This window comes from Vibrio sp. T3Y01, assembly GCF_013114525.1.
Classification (GTDB): domain Bacteria; phylum Pseudomonadota; class Gammaproteobacteria; order Enterobacterales; family Vibrionaceae; genus Vibrio; species Vibrio chagasii_B.
Window position 1 is genome coordinate 83764 of sequence record NZ_VTXJ01000013.1, and the last position, 17576, is coordinate 101339.

14 protein-coding genes are annotated in these 17576 nt (G+C 44.8%); 9 read left to right on the forward strand and 5 right to left on the reverse strand.

Going from position 1 to position 17576, the window contains the following annotated elements; genetic code table 11:
- Positions 1-5: 5 nt before the first annotated feature.
- Positions 6-131, forward strand: a complete 126-nt coding sequence (locus tag F0232_RS25195; RefSeq protein WP_258166754.1) for a hypothetical protein — start codon at positions 6-8, stop codon at positions 129-131.
- A 131-nt stretch (positions 132-262) separates the two neighbouring features.
- Here the strand turns inward: F0232_RS25195 and hemL are convergent, their stop codons facing one another.
- Positions 263-1558 carry a glutamate-1-semialdehyde 2,1-aminomutase gene (gene hemL, locus F0232_RS15185; RefSeq protein WP_105057564.1) on the reverse strand — a complete coding sequence of 432 codons (1296 nt, stop codon included), beginning with the start codon at positions 1556-1558 and terminating at the stop codon, positions 263-265.
- A 296-nt stretch (positions 1559-1854) separates the two neighbouring features.
- Between hemL and erpA the strand changes: the two genes are divergently transcribed.
- The 3 genes from erpA (at position 1855) to F0232_RS15200 (ending at position 6675) form a co-directional block, all read left to right on the forward strand.
- Positions 1855-2196: an iron-sulfur cluster insertion protein ErpA gene (gene erpA, locus F0232_RS15190; protein ID WP_004738231.1), complete on the forward strand. Its 342-nt coding sequence runs from the start codon at positions 1855-1857 to the stop codon at positions 2194-2196.
- Between the two features lie 251 nt (positions 2197-2447).
- Entirely contained in the window at positions 2448-3572 is a 1125-nt protein-coding gene (locus F0232_RS15195; RefSeq protein ID WP_105057563.1) for an efflux RND transporter periplasmic adaptor subunit, read from the forward strand.
- A gap of 10 nt (positions 3573-3582) precedes the next feature.
- Positions 3583-6675 carry an efflux RND transporter permease subunit gene (locus tag F0232_RS15200; RefSeq protein ID WP_105057562.1) on the forward strand — a complete coding sequence of 1031 codons (3093 nt, stop codon included), beginning with the start codon at positions 3583-3585 and terminating at the stop codon, positions 6673-6675.
- Between the two features lie 83 nt (positions 6676-6758).
- Here F0232_RS15200 and F0232_RS15205 read toward each other — a convergent pair whose 3' ends face one another.
- Positions 6759-8048 carry a peptidoglycan DD-metalloendopeptidase family protein gene (locus tag F0232_RS15205; protein ID WP_105057561.1) on the reverse strand — a complete coding sequence of 430 codons (1290 nt, stop codon included), beginning with the start codon at positions 8046-8048 and terminating at the stop codon, positions 6759-6761.
- Positions 8049-8177: 129 nt separating this feature from the next.
- Here F0232_RS15205 and tyrS point away from each other — a divergent pair, with 129 nt between their 5' ends.
- Positions 8178-9365, forward strand: a complete 1188-nt coding sequence (tyrS, locus tag F0232_RS15210; protein ID WP_105057560.1) for a tyrosine--tRNA ligase — start codon at positions 8178-8180, stop codon at positions 9363-9365.
- Between the two features lie 423 nt (positions 9366-9788).
- Positions 9789-10634, forward strand: coding sequence for a magnesium transporter (locus F0232_RS15215; protein ID WP_061032502.1), 846 nt, complete (start codon positions 9789-9791; stop codon positions 10632-10634).
- A 108-nt stretch (positions 10635-10742) separates the two neighbouring features.
- On the opposite strand, the gene dacB is transcribed toward F0232_RS15215, so the two are convergent.
- Positions 10743-12176: a serine-type D-Ala-D-Ala carboxypeptidase gene (gene dacB / locus F0232_RS15220; RefSeq protein WP_105057558.1), complete on the reverse strand. Its 1434-nt coding sequence runs from the start codon at positions 12174-12176 to the stop codon at positions 10743-10745.
- Positions 12177-12287: 111 nt separating this feature from the next.
- Complete coding sequence (locus F0232_RS15225) at positions 12288-13322, reverse strand: porin (RefSeq protein ID WP_019824353.1); 1035 nt, start codon at positions 13320-13322, stop codon at positions 12288-12290.
- Between the two features lie 513 nt (positions 13323-13835).
- Between F0232_RS15225 and greA the strand changes: the two genes are divergently transcribed.
- Complete coding sequence (gene greA, locus F0232_RS15230) at positions 13836-14309, forward strand: transcription elongation factor GreA (RefSeq protein WP_008222155.1); 474 nt, start codon at positions 13836-13838, stop codon at positions 14307-14309.
- A 126-nt stretch (positions 14310-14435) separates the two neighbouring features.
- Here greA and yhbY read toward each other — a convergent pair whose 3' ends face one another.
- On the reverse strand, positions 14436-14732 hold the full coding sequence (gene yhbY / locus F0232_RS15235) for a ribosome assembly RNA-binding protein YhbY (RefSeq protein ID WP_004738252.1): 297 nt from the start codon (positions 14730-14732) through the stop codon (positions 14436-14438).
- 114 nt (positions 14733-14846) lie between these two features.
- Here yhbY and rlmE point away from each other — a divergent pair, with 114 nt between their 5' ends.
- Together rlmE and ftsH are read left to right on the forward strand one after the other, a co-directional pair.
- Positions 14847-15476, forward strand: coding sequence for a 23S rRNA (uridine(2552)-2'-O)-methyltransferase RlmE (rlmE, locus tag F0232_RS15240; RefSeq protein ID WP_004738253.1), 630 nt, complete (start codon positions 14847-14849; stop codon positions 15474-15476).
- 107 nt (positions 15477-15583) lie between these two features.
- Positions 15584-17551, forward strand: a complete 1968-nt coding sequence (gene ftsH / locus F0232_RS15245; RefSeq protein ID WP_105057557.1) for an ATP-dependent zinc metalloprotease FtsH — start codon at positions 15584-15586, stop codon at positions 17549-17551.
- Positions 17552-17576: the final 25 nt, after the last annotated feature.

The window sequence follows — 17576 nt, forward strand, 5'->3', positions numbered from 1 at the left end:
TGATAATGGGATGCTGTAATAAAGATAAGAAATGCCAAGATGAAGAGCAGCACACGAAAAAAGAGATCCCTTGGTTCAGAATGTTCCTTGGTACGCTGATGCTGTTGGTTTTCTTGTTCTGGGAACGTTAAGCGCTTTGCCGACATTGGATGACGGATGTGAAAGGGAGGTTCCCTTAAAAAAGCTGAGTGCCATCCATTAAAAAGGGCTGCGTTAATGCAGCCCTAAATTCAATCAGTTAGCGGCTTATCAGCGCTTATGATTATTTGCTTTCTGCAGCAATAATCGCAAGAGAGCGGTCAGCGGCTTCTAGTGTCGCATCAATCTCTTTTGAACCGTGAGCAAGCGATGTGAAGCTAGCTTCGAATGCTGAAGGCGCAAGGTACACACCGTGATCTAGCATTAGGTGGAAGAAGCGCTTGAAGCGTTCTACATCACACTTAGTTACATCTTCGTAGCAGGTTACTGTTTCTTGCTCAGTGAAGAAGAAGCCAAACATGCCACCAACTTGGTGTACTAGCATTGGGATGCCGTGCTTGTCAGCAAGTTGCTTGAAGCCACTCGCTAGCTGCTTAGTTTTTGATGCTAGACGCTTCTCGTTGCCTTCTTCACGTAGAAGGTTCAGACATGCATAGCCTGCAGCCATTGCTACTGGGTTACCAGAAAGAGTACCCGCTTGGTAAACTGGACCCGTTGGTGCGATGTATTGCATCACGTCTTTACGACCACCAAAAGCACCTACAGGCATACCGCCACCGATAACTTTACCTAGACACGTTAGGTCTGGCTTGATGTTGTAGTAAGCCTGCGCACAGCCTTCAGCCACACGGAAACCTGTCATCACTTCATCAAAGATTAGTAGTGCGCCTTCTTGGTCACAGATCTCACGTAGACCTTCGTGGAAGCCTTCTACTGGTGGGATACAGTTCATGTTGCCCGCTACAGGTTCAACGATGATACAAGCGATCTCACCTTTGTTTGCTTCAAACAGCTCACGCACAGAGTCTAGGTTGTTGAATGTCGCCGTTAGTGTGTGCTTAGCGAAGTCTGCTGGTACGCCTGGAGAGCTTGGCTGACCTAGAGTCAAAGCGCCAGAACCTGCTTTTACAAGTAGGCTGTCTGCGTGGCCATGGTAGCAGCCTTCAAACTTAAGAATTTTGTCACGACCAGTAAAGCCACGAGCAAGGCGAATCGCGCTCATGGTTGCTTCAGTACCTGAGCTAACCATACGTAGCTGTTCCATTGAAGGAACCATCTCAGACACAAGCTCAGCCATTTTGATTTCAGTTTCAGTTGGAGCACCGAAGCTAAGACCACGTTGAGCCGCTTCAATTACTGCATCACGGATAACCGCGTGGTTGTGACCAAGGATCATTGGACCCCAAGAGCCAACGTAATCGATATATGCTTTACCATCAGCATCAAAAATAAGTGGGCCATCAGCGCGTTCAACGAAGATTGGAGAACCACCTACGCCATTGAATGCACGAACTGGAGAGTTTACGCCACCAGGAATAGTTTGCTGTGCTTTTTCGTACAGCTCTGCTGATTTGGTCATTGATATATCCTCTTTTGACTGTCGGACCAATTGGCAGGCATTGTACCTATCCATAATCCAACTAGGAATGGTTTAGCTGATATAATCGCCCGAATCTGATTATTTTGTGTGGTTGCACATTCATTTTGTTTTTATTTGATGAGTTTTTAGCAGGAAAAACGGCGATCAGGTGGTGAATACTTGAACGTTTCAGTCAGGTATTGGATAATCAGCAGAATATAAGAAAATACTCAACAACTATGGTCTCGAATTAGATTTGTATCATGTTGTTTTTGACACAGGTAAGAGAGGTTGTCGTGAGCGAAGCAAATATCCCATTGTCTTTTTCTGATGCAGCAGCTACCCGCGTACAAACGCTGATTGCTGAAGAAGAAAACCCAGAGCTAAAACTGCGTGTATACATTACAGGTGGTGGTTGTAGTGGTTTCCAATACGGCTTCACATTCGATGAAAAAGTAAATGATGGCGACACTACGATTGTAAATAGCGGTGTAACGCTGGTTGTCGATCCAATGAGCCTACAATACCTAATGGGTGGCGTGGTTGATTACACTGAAGGCCTAGAAGGCGCACGTTTCTTTGTGAACAACCCAAATGCAACAACTACATGTGGTTGTGGTGCATCATTCAGCGTATAGGCCGAGATTAACGTCGCTTAATTGAAAGCCATATTCGAAGCATCGTAAACGCCGGACTTATGTTCGGCGTTTTTGTTTTTTACACCCTTCATTTTCACTGCCCATTTAGTACACGGCATATTTTTCAAACTGTCGATAGTGTCCAACTTCATTTGTTCTTGGTCTGTTAAGGTTACTCATGTGCATCAGGAAGTTGCACACGATGCGATTGAGCTAATTTACGCGCCTAATGCGCCAGAAAAGGATTTGCTATGCCCACTCTATTTTCTAACTCGCCACTTTTTCAGAAACTTAAACAGCCGTGGTTGGTCTCTCTGACTTTGGTCATACTGCTTTCTATCTGGCTGGGTTTAGGTGTGGGACAAGCCGAAGAGTCGCCTGAGCGAAAAGCGACAGAGATTCCATTAGCCAAGGTTTCTTACCAAACATTTACCTCATTACCCACCTTTAGAACCATTGATTTATACGGTCGAACAGCGCCCGATAGACATGCGCGATTAGGCGCAGAGGTTGCGGGCAAGGTCGTCAGGCTCAACGTTGCCAAGGGTGATACTGTAAAAGCAGGACAAGCTATTGCTCAGATCGATAAAGGCGACTTGGAAATACAGTTAGAGCGAGCATCGGCTCTGTATCGCCTCAAACAGAAAGAATTTAGAGCGGCGCAGTCATTGAAGAAAAGAGGGCTGCAAGGGGAAATTGCTTACACCACTGCAGAGGCTTCGTTAACAGAAGCGAAAGCTATGATGCGCAATGCGGAGTTGGCTTTAAAGAATACTGTGATTACTTCGCCTTTCTCGGGTGTGGTTCAAGATTTAATGGTCGAGCTCGGTGATTTCGTTGGCGTTGGCGACCCCGTTGCTGGTGTGATTGACCTTGACCCTCTGGTGATTAAAGCGGATGTCAGTGAGCGTCATATTCAGCATCTGTTAGCCAATCAAGATGCATTGGTTCGTCTACTTGGCAGAGAGGAAGTAGAAGGGCGATTACGTTATGTGTCTCGAATCTCTTCAGCTTCTACTAATACCTTCCCAATCGAAATTGAAATCGATAACTCTGATGGCTTACTGCCCGCCGGTGTCAGTGCTGAAGTAAAACTCAATCTAGAAACAAGAGATGCTATCAAGGTGACACCTGCGATGTTGGCATTAGACGAAGCGGGTAACCTAGGAGTTAAAACTCTGGTGTCAGTTGATGATGCGCCAAGCGTTAAGTTTGTTGGCATACAGCTAGTGAAGGCTGAGCAAGATGGAGTTTGGCTCACGGGCTTAGGTCAACAGGTCGATATTATTACCGTCGGACAAGGCTTTGTACGTGATGGTGATTCGGTGATTGCGGTTGAGCAAGGTGCTGAACTCTCAAATACAGTGGCTGAGTAGGAGATAACTGATGTATTCAATTATTGATGCAGCTTTGTCTCGTGCTCGCACCATGCTTTCTCTGTTGGCGCTTATTCTGGTCGCAGGTGTTATTACTTATATCACGATACCTAAGGAGTCGAGCCCCGATATCACCATCCCGATTATCTATGTTTCAGTTGGGCATCAAGGGATCTCACCAACCGATGCTGAGCGTCTGTTAGTTCGACCTATAGAACAAGAGCTTAGATCCATTGAGGGCGTAAAAGAGATGAATTCAACCGCCGCAGAAGGGCATGCTTCTGTGGTGTTGGAGTTTAATGTTGGGGTTGACCTTACCAAAGCGATGGCCGATGTACGTGACGCCGTTGATCTTGCCAAGCCAAAACTACCAGAAGACAGTGATGAGCCGACGGTTAATGAGGTAACCCTCGCTTCTGAGCAGCCTGTGCTATCTGTGGTGTTATTCGGTACTGTTCCTGAACGTACCATAGTGCAAATTGCTCGAGAGCTTGGAGATAAATTAGAGAGCTATCGCCAAATATTAGAGGTCGATATTGCCGGTGACAGAGAAGACATTGTTGAAATCATCGTTGACCCTCTGCTTATGGAAAGCTACAGCCTAGATCAAGCCGATATCTATAACCTGATTGCGCTAAATAACCGCGTTGTAGCGGCTGGGTTTGTTGATACTGGTTATGGTCGATTCTCGGTCAAAGTCCCTTCGGTGTTTAACTCCTTAAAGGATGTGCTTGAGTTACCTATCAAAGTGGATGGCAAACAGGTCGTTACTTTTGGTGATGTAGCCACAGTTCGTCGAGCATTTAGAGATCCAGAGAGCTTTGCGCGTTTAGATGGGAAATCTGCGGTGGTCTTGGATATCAAGAAGCGAGCGGGTGAGAACATCATTGAAACCGTAGAGCTGGTGAAAGCGGTAATGGCTGGGGCTCAGCAGCAAGCTGAGTGGCCAAACAATCTGTTGGTTAAATACACTTGGGATGAATCGAAAGATGTGAAGATCATGCTCAATGATCTTCAAAACAACATCTTATCCGCCATCATTCTGGTGGTGATCGTAATCATCGCTATTCTTGGTGTGCGTACTGCTTTGTTAGTCGGCATCTCAATTCCTGGCTCATTCCTCACGGGGTTATTGGTTCTCTCAGTATTTGGGTTAACCGTTAACATTGTAGTGCTGTTCTCTTTGATTATGGCGGTGGGGATGTTGGTCGACGGCGCGATTGTGGTGACTGAATTTGCCGACAGGAGAATGCAAGAGGGAGAAGGACGTAAAGATGCCTACCGAGATGCCGCTAAGCGGATGGCGTGGCCTATCACCGCTTCTACAGCAACGACTTTAGCAGCATTTGCTCCGTTGCTGTTCTGGCCGGATGTGACGGGCGAATTCATGAAGTTCTTACCGCTAACTCTGATCGCGACTTTAACGGCTTCATTGATTATGGCGCTGTTGTTTGTGCCGGTTTTAGGTGGCTTGATTGGTAAACCTCAGTACGTTTCGCCTCAGAGTCAAGCTCGAATGGTGGCTTTGCATAATGGTGATTTTACTCAAGCGACAGGCTTAACTAAGGCTTACTACCACACACTTTCTTTAGCGATTAAGCACCCATTTAAAATTCTGTTTAGTGCGATACTACTCGCGGTTGCGGTAGGCTTTACTTACTCTAAAGCAGGTCTAGGAGCCGAGTTTTTCCCTGAGGTTGATCCACCATTCTTTAACGTTAAAGTGCGCTCACATGGTGATCTATCTATCCAGGAAAAAGATGAGATCATGCGCGATATTGAGCTGATGATGCTCAATCATGATGAGTTCGATACCGTTTACACGCGTACTGGTGGTGACGACCAGATAGGTTTGATTTCGATAACACCTGTTGACTGGCAATACCGCCGCAGCGTTAAAGCGATCATCGAAGAACTTAAAGAGCAAACTGCTCAATACGCTGGCGTTGAGATTGAATATAAGTTCCCAGACGCTGGCCCGCCAGTTGAAAATGACTTGGTGATCGAGCTGTCGGCTAAAACGCCCGAGCAGCTTAATCAGGCAGCAAAGATTGTAAGAAGCTGGGCGGATGGTAATCAGGCACTGACCAATATCAGCGACACTGCAAGCAAAGACGGTATCGATTGGAAGGTGGATATCCGCCGTGACGATGCCGCGCGTTTTGCAGCTGATGCCACCTTGGTGGGTAATACCGTTCAATTTGTAACGAATGGCTTAAAAATTGGTGATTATCTTCCTGATGACTCAGCAGAAGAAGTCGATATCTTGGTGCGTTATCCGAATGATAAAAGGGATATCGGACGCTTCGACCAGCTAAGAGTCAAAACGCCAGCAGGCCTGGTTCCGATAACTAATTTTGCTCAGATCGTTCCAGACCACAAGCAAGACACCATCAAACGCCTTGATGGTAAGCGAGTCGTCAACATCATGGCAGATATGGAAGAAGGGTATAACCTTGCTTTAGAACTGCCAAAGATCGAGCAGGCGTTAAGTGAACTAGGGCTTCCAGATAGCGTAGATTTTCGTATTCGTGGTCAAAATGAAGAGCAGGAGAACTCGTCAGCCTTTTTGCAAAGTGCATTCTTAGTAGCACTAGCGGTGATGGCTTTGATTCTTATCACTCAGTTCAACAGCTTCTATCAAGCCTTCTTAATTCTAAGTGCAGTCTTGTTCTCTACGGTTGGCGTGTTCGTTGGCTTACTGATTTTCCAACGTCCGTTTGGCATCGTGATGTCGGGAATTGGGGTAATAGCGCTCGCCGGCATAGTCGTGAACAACAACATCGTGTTGATTGATACTTATAATCAGCTCATCAAAAGAGGCTTGGACAAGCGAGATGCGATTCTAAGAACTGGTGTTCAGCGTTTAAGGCCAGTAATGCTCACGACGGTTACGACTATCTTAGGTTTAATGCCGATGGTGTTAGAGATGAACATCGACCTGATTAATCAAAAGATAGAGTTTGGCGCGCCAAGTACACAATGGTGGTCACAGCTTGCGACCGCTATTGCTGGTGGTTTGGCGTTTGCCACGGTGCTGACTTTAGTATTAACCCCTTGTTTGTTAATGCTTGGACGGAACAACAAACCTGAAAAACAGTAGCTAGTTGTGGTATGTGAGCATAAAAAAGAGCGCCTTGATGGACGCTCTTTGCATTTTCTATTTTGCTGTGAAGCTACAAACGCCTAGTTAGTCGCTAGTAACTGACCGTATCGCTCAAGGTTCTTCAATCGAATCTCAGAGTTTGCAATAAAGGTTGCTTTTGCCTTACCCGTTAGAGACTTAGATTGAGGTAACTTCACGGTACGCGCATTCTTGTGAACGCCATTAACTAAGAACTCGTAGTGCAAGTGTGGGCCTGTTACACGGCCTGTGCCGCCCAGAGTACCAATAGTTTGACCTTGCTTAACTCGTTGCCCTGTTTTCACCATGCGTTTCTTCATGTGCAGGTACTTAGTGATGTAAGTGTTGCTGTGTCGGATGAACACGTAGTTACCGTTGAACTGGTTGTAACCAGATTTCTGTACGATACCATCACCGGCGGCCCAGATAGGTGTGCCAACTGGGGCTGCATAGTCGGTGCCTCGGTGAGCACGAACCTTACCGGTTACTGGGTGTTTTCGGCGTGGGTTGAAGTTCGAGGTTACACGACGAAAATCGATAGGAGAGCGCAGGAAGGCTTTCTTCATCGCTCGGCCGTTTTCGTCGTAGTAGTTACCGCTTTTATCGTCTAATACCGCAGTAAATGAATCGCCTTGGTTTTTGAATACAGCTGCCATGATTTTGCCACGACCAATCACTTCGCCTTCAACCACCTTCTCTTGATATAAGATTTTAAAGCTGTCGTTCTTACGAATATCCAATGCAAAGTCGATATCCCAACCAAAGATACCCGCAAGCTCCATGATTTGGTTGGCGGTTAAGCCTGCACTGACGCCTGCATTCCAGAAGTTAGAGGTAATATTGGCTTCGGCGTAGTTGTATTGGTAAGCGACTTCTTTTTTATCAAAACTTGAAGTGAATGAATCGCCGGATTTGGTGATTTTGAAGCTTTCAAACGCGCTTAGTTGGCGTTTGAGCTGAATAAGGTCGTTGTTCTCATCGAATCCGAACTGCAGCACATCACCTGGTCTTAGGTTCGAGAGCTGCTTTTTGATGTCTTGATTGGTATTGAGAAGGTTGAGTAACAAGCGGTATGAGAGACCAATACGTTCAAATAAAACAGAAGTGCTTTCGCCAGAGCGAACCGTGTATTTTTCCCAGTTAAGGACAGCCGTTGGTGGCGCGTCATTCGAGCTTACTAGCGCAGAAGCATCGATGCTCAAAGGGTAGTGTTTTCCTACAACAAGCGCGCCCGTATCGTCACGTAAGCTGTTGACGTCGGGAAGTAAGAAGAGCGCTATGAAAATTATGGCACTAAAAAATGCGATAAAAGCCCGGTGCAATATAGGAAGGCGTGCAAAAATAGACAACATGTTCCGGTTCGTTCTGTAAATATTATGAAAATCGGCGACGGAATAGTGTAACTGGTTTCAAAATACATCGCTATTCAAGTAAGATGTCTAACTATTATATTTTTGCCAAATCTGTGGGAGTGAACAAGAATGGCGAGTATTGAAGCTGCACTAGCCGAGATCAAACGTGGCGTAGAAGAACTAATTCCAGAAGACGAGCTGATTGCTAAATTAAAAGAAGGTCGTCCTTTACGCATTAAACTGGGTGCCGATCCAACGGCTCCAGATATTCACCTAGGCCATACGGTTATCTTTAACAAGCTTCGTGCTTTCCAAGAGCTTGGTCATGAAGTGACATTCCTGATTGGTGATTTCACTGCAATGGTTGGTGACCCATCAGGTAAAAACTCAACACGTCCACCGCTAAGCCGCGAAGACGTATTGAAGAATGCTGAAACTTACAAAGAGCAAGTTTTCAAAATTCTAGACCCTGCGAAAACACAAATTCGTTTCAACTCTGAGTGGCTATCTGACCTTGGCGCAGAAGGTATGATTCGTCTTGCTTCTAACCAAACGGTTGCTCGTATGCTTGAGCGTGATGACTTTAAAAAGCGTTACGCTGGTGGTCAACCAATCGCTATCCACGAATTCATGTACCCACTTCTACAAGGTCACGACTCTGTTGCACTAGAGAGCGATGTTGAGCTTGGCGGTACTGACCAGAAGTTTAACCTGCTAATGGGCCGTGAACTGCAAAAAGCAGCAGGTCAAAAACCACAAGCGGTACTGATGATGCCACTACTTGTTGGTCTAGACGGCGTTAAGAAGATGTCTAAGTCTGCACACAACTACATTGGTATCAGCGAAGCACCAAGCGAAATGTTTGGTAAGATCATGTCTATCTCTGACGATCTAATGTGGAGCTACTACGAGCTTCTGTCTTTCCGTCCGCTTGAAGAAGTGGCAGAGCTGAAAGCTGGCGTTGAAGCGGGTAAAAACCCACGTGACGTTAAAGTGCTTCTGGCTAAAGAGATCATTGCTCGTTTCCACAGTGAAGCAGATGCTGATGCAGCAGAGCAAGAGTTCGTTAACCGCTTTGCTAAAAACCAAGTGCCAGATGATATGCCTGAGTTCGAATTCGAAGCAGGTCTACCAATCGCTAACGTTCTAAAAGAAGCGGGCCTAGTAAACTCGACTTCTGATGCGATGCGTATGATCAAGCAGGGTGCTGCTAAGATCGAAGGCGAGAAAGTTGAAGACAACAAACTGGTACCAGAAGTTGGTACAGCTGTTTACCAAGTAGGTAAGCGTAAGTTTGCTCGTATTACTATCAAGTAATAACGTACATCAATGATTTAATAAAAGGCATCTACGGATGTCTTTTTTATTGACAGAGAATTGACGAAGTCTTTTTAACAGCATTGCTACACTATGCGCGCTGTCGAACTGACAGTAATTTTGGAGATTTTTATGAACAATACCGACCATCCTCCTAGTTTGAATGGAGAAGAATAACCTGTCTCGGTATTGATCTATTGTCCTGCCGTTCAGGTAGGGTATCTTTGTTTTCCCTTCATTCTTTTCCACACTCTAGATTCTAACAAGTAGACACATCAGTGCTTTAAGCTCTTGGTGCGCTCAGTTATATGCTTTATGTATCGAGTTATACGCTTTTGGTGTACACCGCTTTATGTTTGTGAAGTACTCTCTGTAGGCTACTTGTTTTGATGGTCGTTACCTTTGCCAATCGGGAGATTCGCCATGACGGTAATGAACAACACTTTTTTATCTATTGAAGCTCTGTACTCAGAGCAAGACATCCAAGCTGTATCGAATGCATTTCAGCAATACGGGCGTGAACAGCAGGTCAGGCTTTTGAACTGTATGCCGCTTGAAGATGCAGTACTTGTATTAGGGCAATGTTCTCTAAGTACGATTCAAGCTCTACTTAGTGAGCTAGAGGAGCAAGGCTTTGAAAAGCGCTCGCGACATCTAGCTCACCAACTAGGGCTAATCTATTCAGAGGTTGAGCCTCAACAGGGGTACCTTTCTACAGGTGTATTAAGCCATGTTAGACAGCGTATCGGTTGGATTATTGCGCTGGCACTGCTAGGTATCGTTTCTGGTCTTATCATCGCTCAGTACGAAGATATCCTTAGCCAACTGGTACTGCTAGCTATCTATATGCCAGTTATCGCTGCAGCGGGAGGTAACACGGGAACACAAGCCGCTACTCTGGTGATTCGAGCCTTAGCCACTGGTGAATTGAAAAAACGCCAGTGGGCCAATGTTCTATGGAAAGAGTTTAGAGTAGCGATTTGCTTAGCACTGGCGATTGCCGCGGTAATGATTGGACGTATCTTGTTGTTCAGTGAAAACCAGTCTACTGGTGGTTACGACATTAACATGATTGCCTTTGCTATCGCTGTTGCTCTGTTTATTCAGGTGACAATATCGACGGTTCTTGGCGGCGGGTTGCCTATCGTGGCTCGTTTGTTCAAGTTGGACCCTGCAGTGCTAGTGAGCCCGGTATTAGCATCAATAGTAGACATCTCGGGGATGTGGATCTATTTCACGGTCGTGAATGCGTTTTTAGGCATCGCCTAGCGCTTATTAAATAGTAACAGCACTTCGAAAATAAAAAATGGCGCTAAAGATCTAAGATCTTCAGCGCCATTTTTATTGCGTCATAAACCGCTTACAACAAACGGCTCGCTATTTGGACTGGCTCTGTGTTTGACTGTATTCAATCACATCTTTATAAAAAGCACGTTCAAACTGCGTAATCGGTGCTTCTACTGGTTTGTCCGGGTCTTGCTCTTCAGGGAAGTAGTCACGAACAAATTGTACGAATAGCGAGCTTGGCTTCCCAGACTCATCTAAGCCATATCCCGCCATATTGTAGGTTCCGTACAAAGAACCACTCTTAGCTATGATATTGCTTTGAATCGGCGCTTTCCTCATGCTTTGTCGGTACTTAAGCGTTCCATTCATACCTGATGTTGGCATGGCTTCGATCAGCTTGAGCTGTGAGTCGTTTTCCCAGATATAACGAAGCACTTTAGCCATGGTCTGCGATCTCATTCGGTTGTTTCTAGATAACCCAGAACCATCAACGAGCTGCGCTTTGCTGAGATCGATATTCGCTTTGGTCAGCAGTATCTGTTTTATTGCTTCAGTGCCGTTATTGAAACTCCCCGATTGCACATAAAACCTTGCTCCCAAGGTTTTGGTTAGGTTGTCTGCGATCAGGTTATCTGATTTTTTGAGCATGGTATCGAGCAGCTCTGGAAGTTTCGCTGAGTGATGACTAGCAACTAATGTCGCTTTGTTTGTGCCTTCTTTAGCTCCAATGAGTACATCACCCTTTACTTGTATTTTCAGCTCTTTAAGTAGTGAGTTCACCACTTGAGAGGTGTAAAGCTCAGGATTTTGAATAGCGAACTTTAGTGGTAGTGGCTTCTTACGTTCCACTAAGCAGCCAGAGAGCGTGTACGAGTTGTTTGGCGTTGTGATGAGCTCTAAGTCGCACTGGGTGGCTTTTTGTCCTGAACGCGTCACTGTGGCTGCATTGGTTGTCACGTCTATCGGATAATGGGCTGGAATATAGACGCGAGTGCTACCGTTATCTTTTGTATAAATAGAGGCTTGTGCACAGTTGCTGTCTAAGGTCATCGCACTAGAAGGCGCGCTGTAACAAACGCCTAGAATGTCCCAAGGCCAGCCTACCGCTCGTTGATAGCCTGTATAAGCCGTGTTATCCAGGTATAAGTTGCCTTTGATGGTTCTGGATTGCGACTTAGCGTACTGAGCTAACAGGCTTTTTAGCTGTTCACGTTGCAGAGTTGGATCACCGCTAAATGAAATGATTGAATCATTGCCAGAACGAAGAATGCTAGTCGTGTAATGAAAGTCATCTCCCAACTCTAGCTTGGCCGCTAAAGCCGTCACCAGTTTTAACGTGCTGGCTGGTGGATAAAAGTCATCGCTATTGGTATCAAGCTCGCTTGAATCATTGCTTAACGATTTGATGATCAAACTCGTACTACTACCATCGGGCAGTGTATCTAGAGGGGCGTATGCGGAAGCGTTAACAGATAAAGCGCTAATGGAAAAACTACATAGCAGTAGTGTGGATAGAAGGCGCATAGAAGATTGTCTTGGATGGCTGGTGTTTTCAGTATACAGATATAAAAAACGCCCGCTAGAGAGCGGGCGTTTTGATTCTCAATTAACTAATGAATCATTAGTCAATCAGAATTAGAAGTCGTAACGTAGACCTAGAGCTAGCTCGTCTTCAGCGTCTGCTTTAGATGCAGGACCGTTAACAAGACCAACAGAACCTAGCTTGTCACCTTCAGAAATTAGGTTGAAGTTGTACGAGATGTACGTACGGAAGTTAGGCTTGAAGTAGTAAGTCGCATCGATTGCAACGTTGTCAGCTGAAGTTTCACCGTCAGTTTCTGCGTTGTTGTACGTTAGCGTGAATGCAGTTTTTTCTAGCGTGTATGCTGTTGCAAATTCGTAACCAGTGTAGTCACCGTTCTTCTTCGCTAGCTCACCGTCTGTGAATGTACCAGCAAAGTATAGAGCGTCAGTACGGAAAGATGCCGCTAGCATGTACTCGTTTTGCTCGTCTTGGTCAGCGTAACCAGCACCTAGCTTAAAGCCAGAATCGCCGATAGCGTAGATACCAGATAGAGAGTAGCCGTCTGCGTTGTTGTCAACGAATTCGCCACCAGTTTCTGAACGGTCAGCAAAACGGTAGCTTGCTTTAACGCCTAGGTCTTGGAATTGACCTTTGTATGAAACCATGTTGTCAGAACGATCTGCTACAGCAATTTTCATTGCCGCAGAGTTACCGTGGTAAGACATGATATCGGTAAAGTCTGTGATAACACCTAGTGCACCATCGTTTTTACCGTAAGTAACTTCACCGAAGTTACCGCCGATACCAGCGTAAGTGTAACGGTTAGTAATGTCACCGTCGTTGTTATCAGTAGAGCCGCCGTTTTCAGCAGTTGTGAATTCGCCTTCGTAGAAACCAACACCGTATAGGCCGTCTTGGATTTCAACTTTACCTAGGAAGTTAAGACGTACACGTGTTTTGTCTTCAGCTTTGCCGTCTTTTAGAGATAGACGAGCTTCAGCACGACCACCGATCTCTAGAGAAGTGCCGTTAGAGCTGTATACAGAAGTGCCGTCGATACCACCAGCTTGTTTACCGTCCGCTGCTACTGCGTTAGTAGCAAGAGCTGCAGCAGATACAGCAAGCGCGATCATAGTCTTGTTCATGTTATTATTTCCTAATTACTGTCCATAGAAGTTTTATCAAGGATTTGAACCCTTTTGTGTATTGCCTGTATTAATCAGGCTTCATAACCATGATTAGAACAGAAGTCTGAAAAATGCCAGTGCAATCCATGGGTTACTTTTTACCTCTAAAGTTCCATAGTCAGTTAGTAAAATGATATAAAACTAAAAAATGAACACTGTTTTATTATATTTGTTGTTGTTTAAGTTGTTGTTTTAAAGTGTCTTTTATAAAAGTGTGATCTGCGTTTATTTTGTTTGTTTTTTGTTTTTTTAGGTATTTATTTGTCGTCTTATTGATTAGGTCGTTATTATTCATTTTTGTGATGTCTGTAATTTAGACCTAGATACAGCTTTTATAACGCAAAGTGGAATAAAGATGATTTAGCCATAAAGTTTGTTTACACTAAGCCAAATCGTTTTGTTTCTACTACCCAATAAATACGTTGGGTGTATTTATGTTCGCCAAAGAAAGTTTTGGCATAGAGGTAAAAAATGGAAAAGGTTCCAATGACAGTACGTGGCGCTCAGCAGCTACGTGATGAATTAGATCGCCTACTTAAGCTACGCCCTGTTATCTCAGCAGCTATTGGTGAAGCACGTGAACTAGGTGACTTAAAAGAGAATGCTGAATACCACGCCGCTCGTGAAGAGCAAGGTATCTGTGAAGCTCAAATCCGTGATATCGAATACAAGCTATCTCTAGCTCAGATCATCGATGTAACCCAAATGGAAAACACGGGTAAGATTATCTTTGGTACAACAGTAACTCTGATTGATGTTGATACAGACGAAGAGTACCGTTACCAAATCGTTTCTGAAGACGAAGCCGATATCAAAACTGGCCGTATCTCAGTGAAGTCACCAATTGCTCGTGGTCTTATCGGCAAGATGGAAGGCGACGAAGTGATGATTTCGACTCCTGGCGGTGATAAAGATTACGAAATTGACAAAGTAGAATATATCTAATTGAATTTTCTTTGTTTCTGATAAGTAAAAAGGTCGCTAAATGCGACCTTTTTCGTTTCTCACGCTACACTAAAAGATAAGCGCACTGGCTATCCCTTTGTGAAGCTAGCTTATTATATGGCTAACTTATTTACGTGGAATCTCGATTTTACGTGCTTCTGACTGACGGAACAGTACTAGAACTTTACCGATAGTCTGTACTTTCTCAGCTTTAGTTTCACGTACAATTGCATCGATAATCAGCTGCTTAGTTTCACGGTCTTCTGATGCAACTTTAATTTTGATCAGTTCGTGGTGGTCTAGAGCTAATTCGATTTCCGCTAGAACAGCTTCAGTAAGTCCATTTGCGCCCATTAGCACTACAGGTTTTAAACTGTGAGCTAGGCCCTTTAGATGCTGCTTTTGTTTGGTACTTAGGTTCATTACGCGGCCAATTTTCTTTACTATTAGGGTTGAAAAAACCTATTTTAACGCCATCTAATGCTGAAGACTATAATTTATTCGGCAATTAGTACTTTCCTCCACTTTAGGTATCCAATGAGCAAACAGAAACACTCGGCCAGTTCAGGCCGTTGGTTGAAGGAACACTTCGACGACAAGTACGCAAACGAAGCAAGAAAGAAAGGCTATCGCTCACGTGCTTATTTCAAAATGGAAGAGATTCAAACGAAAGATAAATTGCTGTCTCCAGGGATGACCGTTGTGGATTTAGGTGCGGCGCCTGGTGGTTGGTCTCAATATGCTGCTAAGATTGTTGGAGACAACGGACAAATCATTGCGTGTGACTTGTTACCAATGGATCCAATTGCTGGCGTTAGCTTTTTACAAGGCGATTTTCGTGAAGACGCTGTTCTTGAAGCCTTATTGGAACGTATACAACCAAACATGGTTGATGTCGTGATGTCAGATATGGCACCTAATATAGCGGGCAACAACTCTGTAGATCAGCCTAGAGCTATGTATTTAGTTGAATTAGCTTTGGATATGTGTCGACAAGTTCTAGCTACCGATGGTAGTTTTGTTGTAAAAGTATTCCAAGGCGAAGGGTTTGATCAATACGTTAAAGACGTCCGTGAGATGTTTAAAACGGTGAAAGTCAGAAAACCCGACTCTTCTCGAGCTCGTTCTCGTGAAGTGTTTATCGTAGCCACTGGTTACAAAGGTTAACGATTCTCTTCCAAGAGTGAGAGTTAACAATATGGCTACAGGTTACAAACTGTAGTACCCTACCTTTAATTACAATTAGTTATCGAGAGGCTGACACCTTGAGTGACATGGCAAAAAATTTAATTCTGTGGCTTGTTATCGCAGTAGTGTTGATGTCGGTATTTCAGAGCTTCGGCCCTGGGGAAAGTAACGGCAGAGCAGTAGATTACACCACGTTTGTACAGGAAGTTGGCCAAGGCCAGATTCAAGACGCACAGTTCAATAACAGCGAAATCACTTTCACACGTCGTGGCGGTGGTGCTAAGTATGTAACTTACATGCCTGTTTATGATCAAAAGCTACTTGATGACTTAATTAATCAAAACGTAAAAGTTCAGGGCACACCACCTGAAGAGCAGAGCCTACTTGGTACTATCTTCATCTCATGGTTCCCTATGATCTTACTGATTGGTGTATGGATTTTCTTCATGCGTCAAATGCAAGGCGGTGGCGGCGGTAAAGGCGCGATGTCTTTCGGTAAGAGCAAAGCTCGAATGATGAGCGAAGAACAAATCAAAACGTTGTTTGCGGATGTTGCTGGTTGTGACGAAGCAAAAGAAGACGTGAAAGAGTTGGTTGACTATCTTCGTGACCCAAGTCGTTTCCAAAAACTGGGTGGTAAGATCCCTACAGGTATCCTGTTGGTCGGTCCTCCAGGTACAGGTAAGACATTGCTTGCAAAAGCGATTGCTGGTGAAGCGAAAGTACCGTTCTTTACTATTTCTGGTTCTGACTTCGTTGAAATGTTTGTAGGTGTTGGTGCATCTCGTGTGCGTGACATGTTCGAACAAGCGAAGAAAGCGGCACCTTGTATCATCTTTATCGATGAGATTGATGCGGTAGGTCGTCAACGTGGCGCTGGTGTTGGTGGTGGTCACGATGAGCGTGAACAAACATTGAACCAAATGCTGGTTGAGATGGATGGTTTCGAGGGTAATGAAGGTATTATTGTTATCGCTGCGACTAACCGTCCAGACGTACTAGACCCAGCACTACTTCGTCCAGGTCGTTTTGACCGTCAGGTTGTGGTTGGTCTACCAGACGTACGTGGTCGTGAACAGATTCTTAAAGTACACATGCGTAAAGTTCCACTATCTGGCGATGTTGAACCATCTCTGATTGCTCGTGGTACTCCAGGTTTCTCTGGTGCAGACCTTGCAAACCTTGTGAACGAAGCAGCGCTATTTGCAGCTCGTGGTAACAAGCGCAATGTCTCTATGGTTGAGTTTGAACTGGCTAAAGATAAAATCATGATGGGTGCTGAGCGCCGTTCAATGGTGATGTCTGAGGAAGTGAAAGAGTCAACGGCTTACCACGAAGCCGGTCACGCAATTGTTGGTCGTTTGGTACCAGAACACGATCCTGTGTACAAAGTATCAATCATTCCACGTGGTCGTGCGCTTGGTGTAACCATGTACTTGCCAGAGCAAGATCGTGTGAGCATGTCTCGCCAACATCTAGAGTCTATGATTTCTAGCCTGTACGGTGGTCGTCTTGCTGAAGAACTTATCTACGGTAAAGACAAAGTGTCAACTGGTGCGTCTAACGATATCGAACGTGCAACTGATATTGCTCGTAAGATGGTTACGCAGTGGGGCTTCTCTGAGAAATTGGGTCCTCTTCTTTACGCAGAAGAAGAAGGCGAAGTTTTCCTAGGTCGCGGCATGAGCCAAGCTAAGCACGTTTCTGATGACACGACTAAGCTTATCGATGAAGAGATTCGTATCCTTATCGACCGTAACTACGATAGAGCTAAGAAGATTCTTGAAGATAACATGGATATCATGCATTCGATGAAAGACGCTCTAATGAAGTTCGAAACGATCGATGCAGGTCAAATTGATGACTTGATGGAGCGTAAGCAAGAGATTCGTGATCCAGCTGGTTGGGGTGATCAGGTAAAAGCTGAACCTACAAAGGAAGAAGCAAAACCTGAAGCTAAGGCAGAAGAAGCTAAAGCGGAACCTAAAGCTGAAGAGTCAAAAGTTGAAGAAGTTAAATCTGAATCAGATGATGCTCAAAACAAAGATTCTTAATCGCTAAACTATCAATTAAAACCCT

Coding starts and splice junctions, on each gene's coding strand:
- F0232_RS25195 (WP_258166754.1), top strand. CDS start 6: ATGGGATGCTGTAATAAAGATAAGAAATGCCAAGATGAAGAGCAGCAC.
- hemL (WP_105057564.1), bottom strand. CDS start 1,558: ATGACCAAATCAGCAGAGCTGTACGAAAAAGCACAGCAAACTATTCCT.
- F0232_RS15195 (WP_105057563.1), top strand. CDS start 2,448: ATGCCCACTCTATTTTCTAACTCGCCACTTTTTCAGAAACTTAAACAG.
- F0232_RS15200 (WP_105057562.1), top strand. CDS start 3,583: ATGTATTCAATTATTGATGCAGCTTTGTCTCGTGCTCGCACCATGCTT.
- F0232_RS15205 (WP_105057561.1), bottom strand. CDS start 8,048: ATGTTGTCTATTTTTGCACGCCTTCCTATATTGCACCGGGCTTTTATC.
- tyrS (WP_105057560.1), top strand. CDS start 8,178: ATGGCGAGTATTGAAGCTGCACTAGCCGAGATCAAACGTGGCGTAGAA.
- F0232_RS15215 (WP_061032502.1), top strand. CDS start 9,789: ATGACGGTAATGAACAACACTTTTTTATCTATTGAAGCTCTGTACTCA.
- dacB (WP_105057558.1), bottom strand. CDS start 12,176: ATGCGCCTTCTATCCACACTACTGCTATGTAGTTTTTCCATTAGCGCT.
- F0232_RS15225 (WP_019824353.1), bottom strand. CDS start 13,322: ATGAACAAGACTATGATCGCGCTTGCTGTATCTGCTGCAGCTCTTGCT.
- greA (WP_008222155.1), top strand. CDS start 13,836: ATGGAAAAGGTTCCAATGACAGTACGTGGCGCTCAGCAGCTACGTGAT.
- yhbY (WP_004738252.1), bottom strand. CDS start 14,732: ATGAACCTAAGTACCAAACAAAAGCAGCATCTAAAGGGCCTAGCTCAC.
- rlmE (WP_004738253.1), top strand. CDS start 14,847: ATGAGCAAACAGAAACACTCGGCCAGTTCAGGCCGTTGGTTGAAGGAA.
- ftsH (WP_105057557.1), top strand. CDS start 15,584: ATGGCAAAAAATTTAATTCTGTGGCTTGTTATCGCAGTAGTGTTGATG.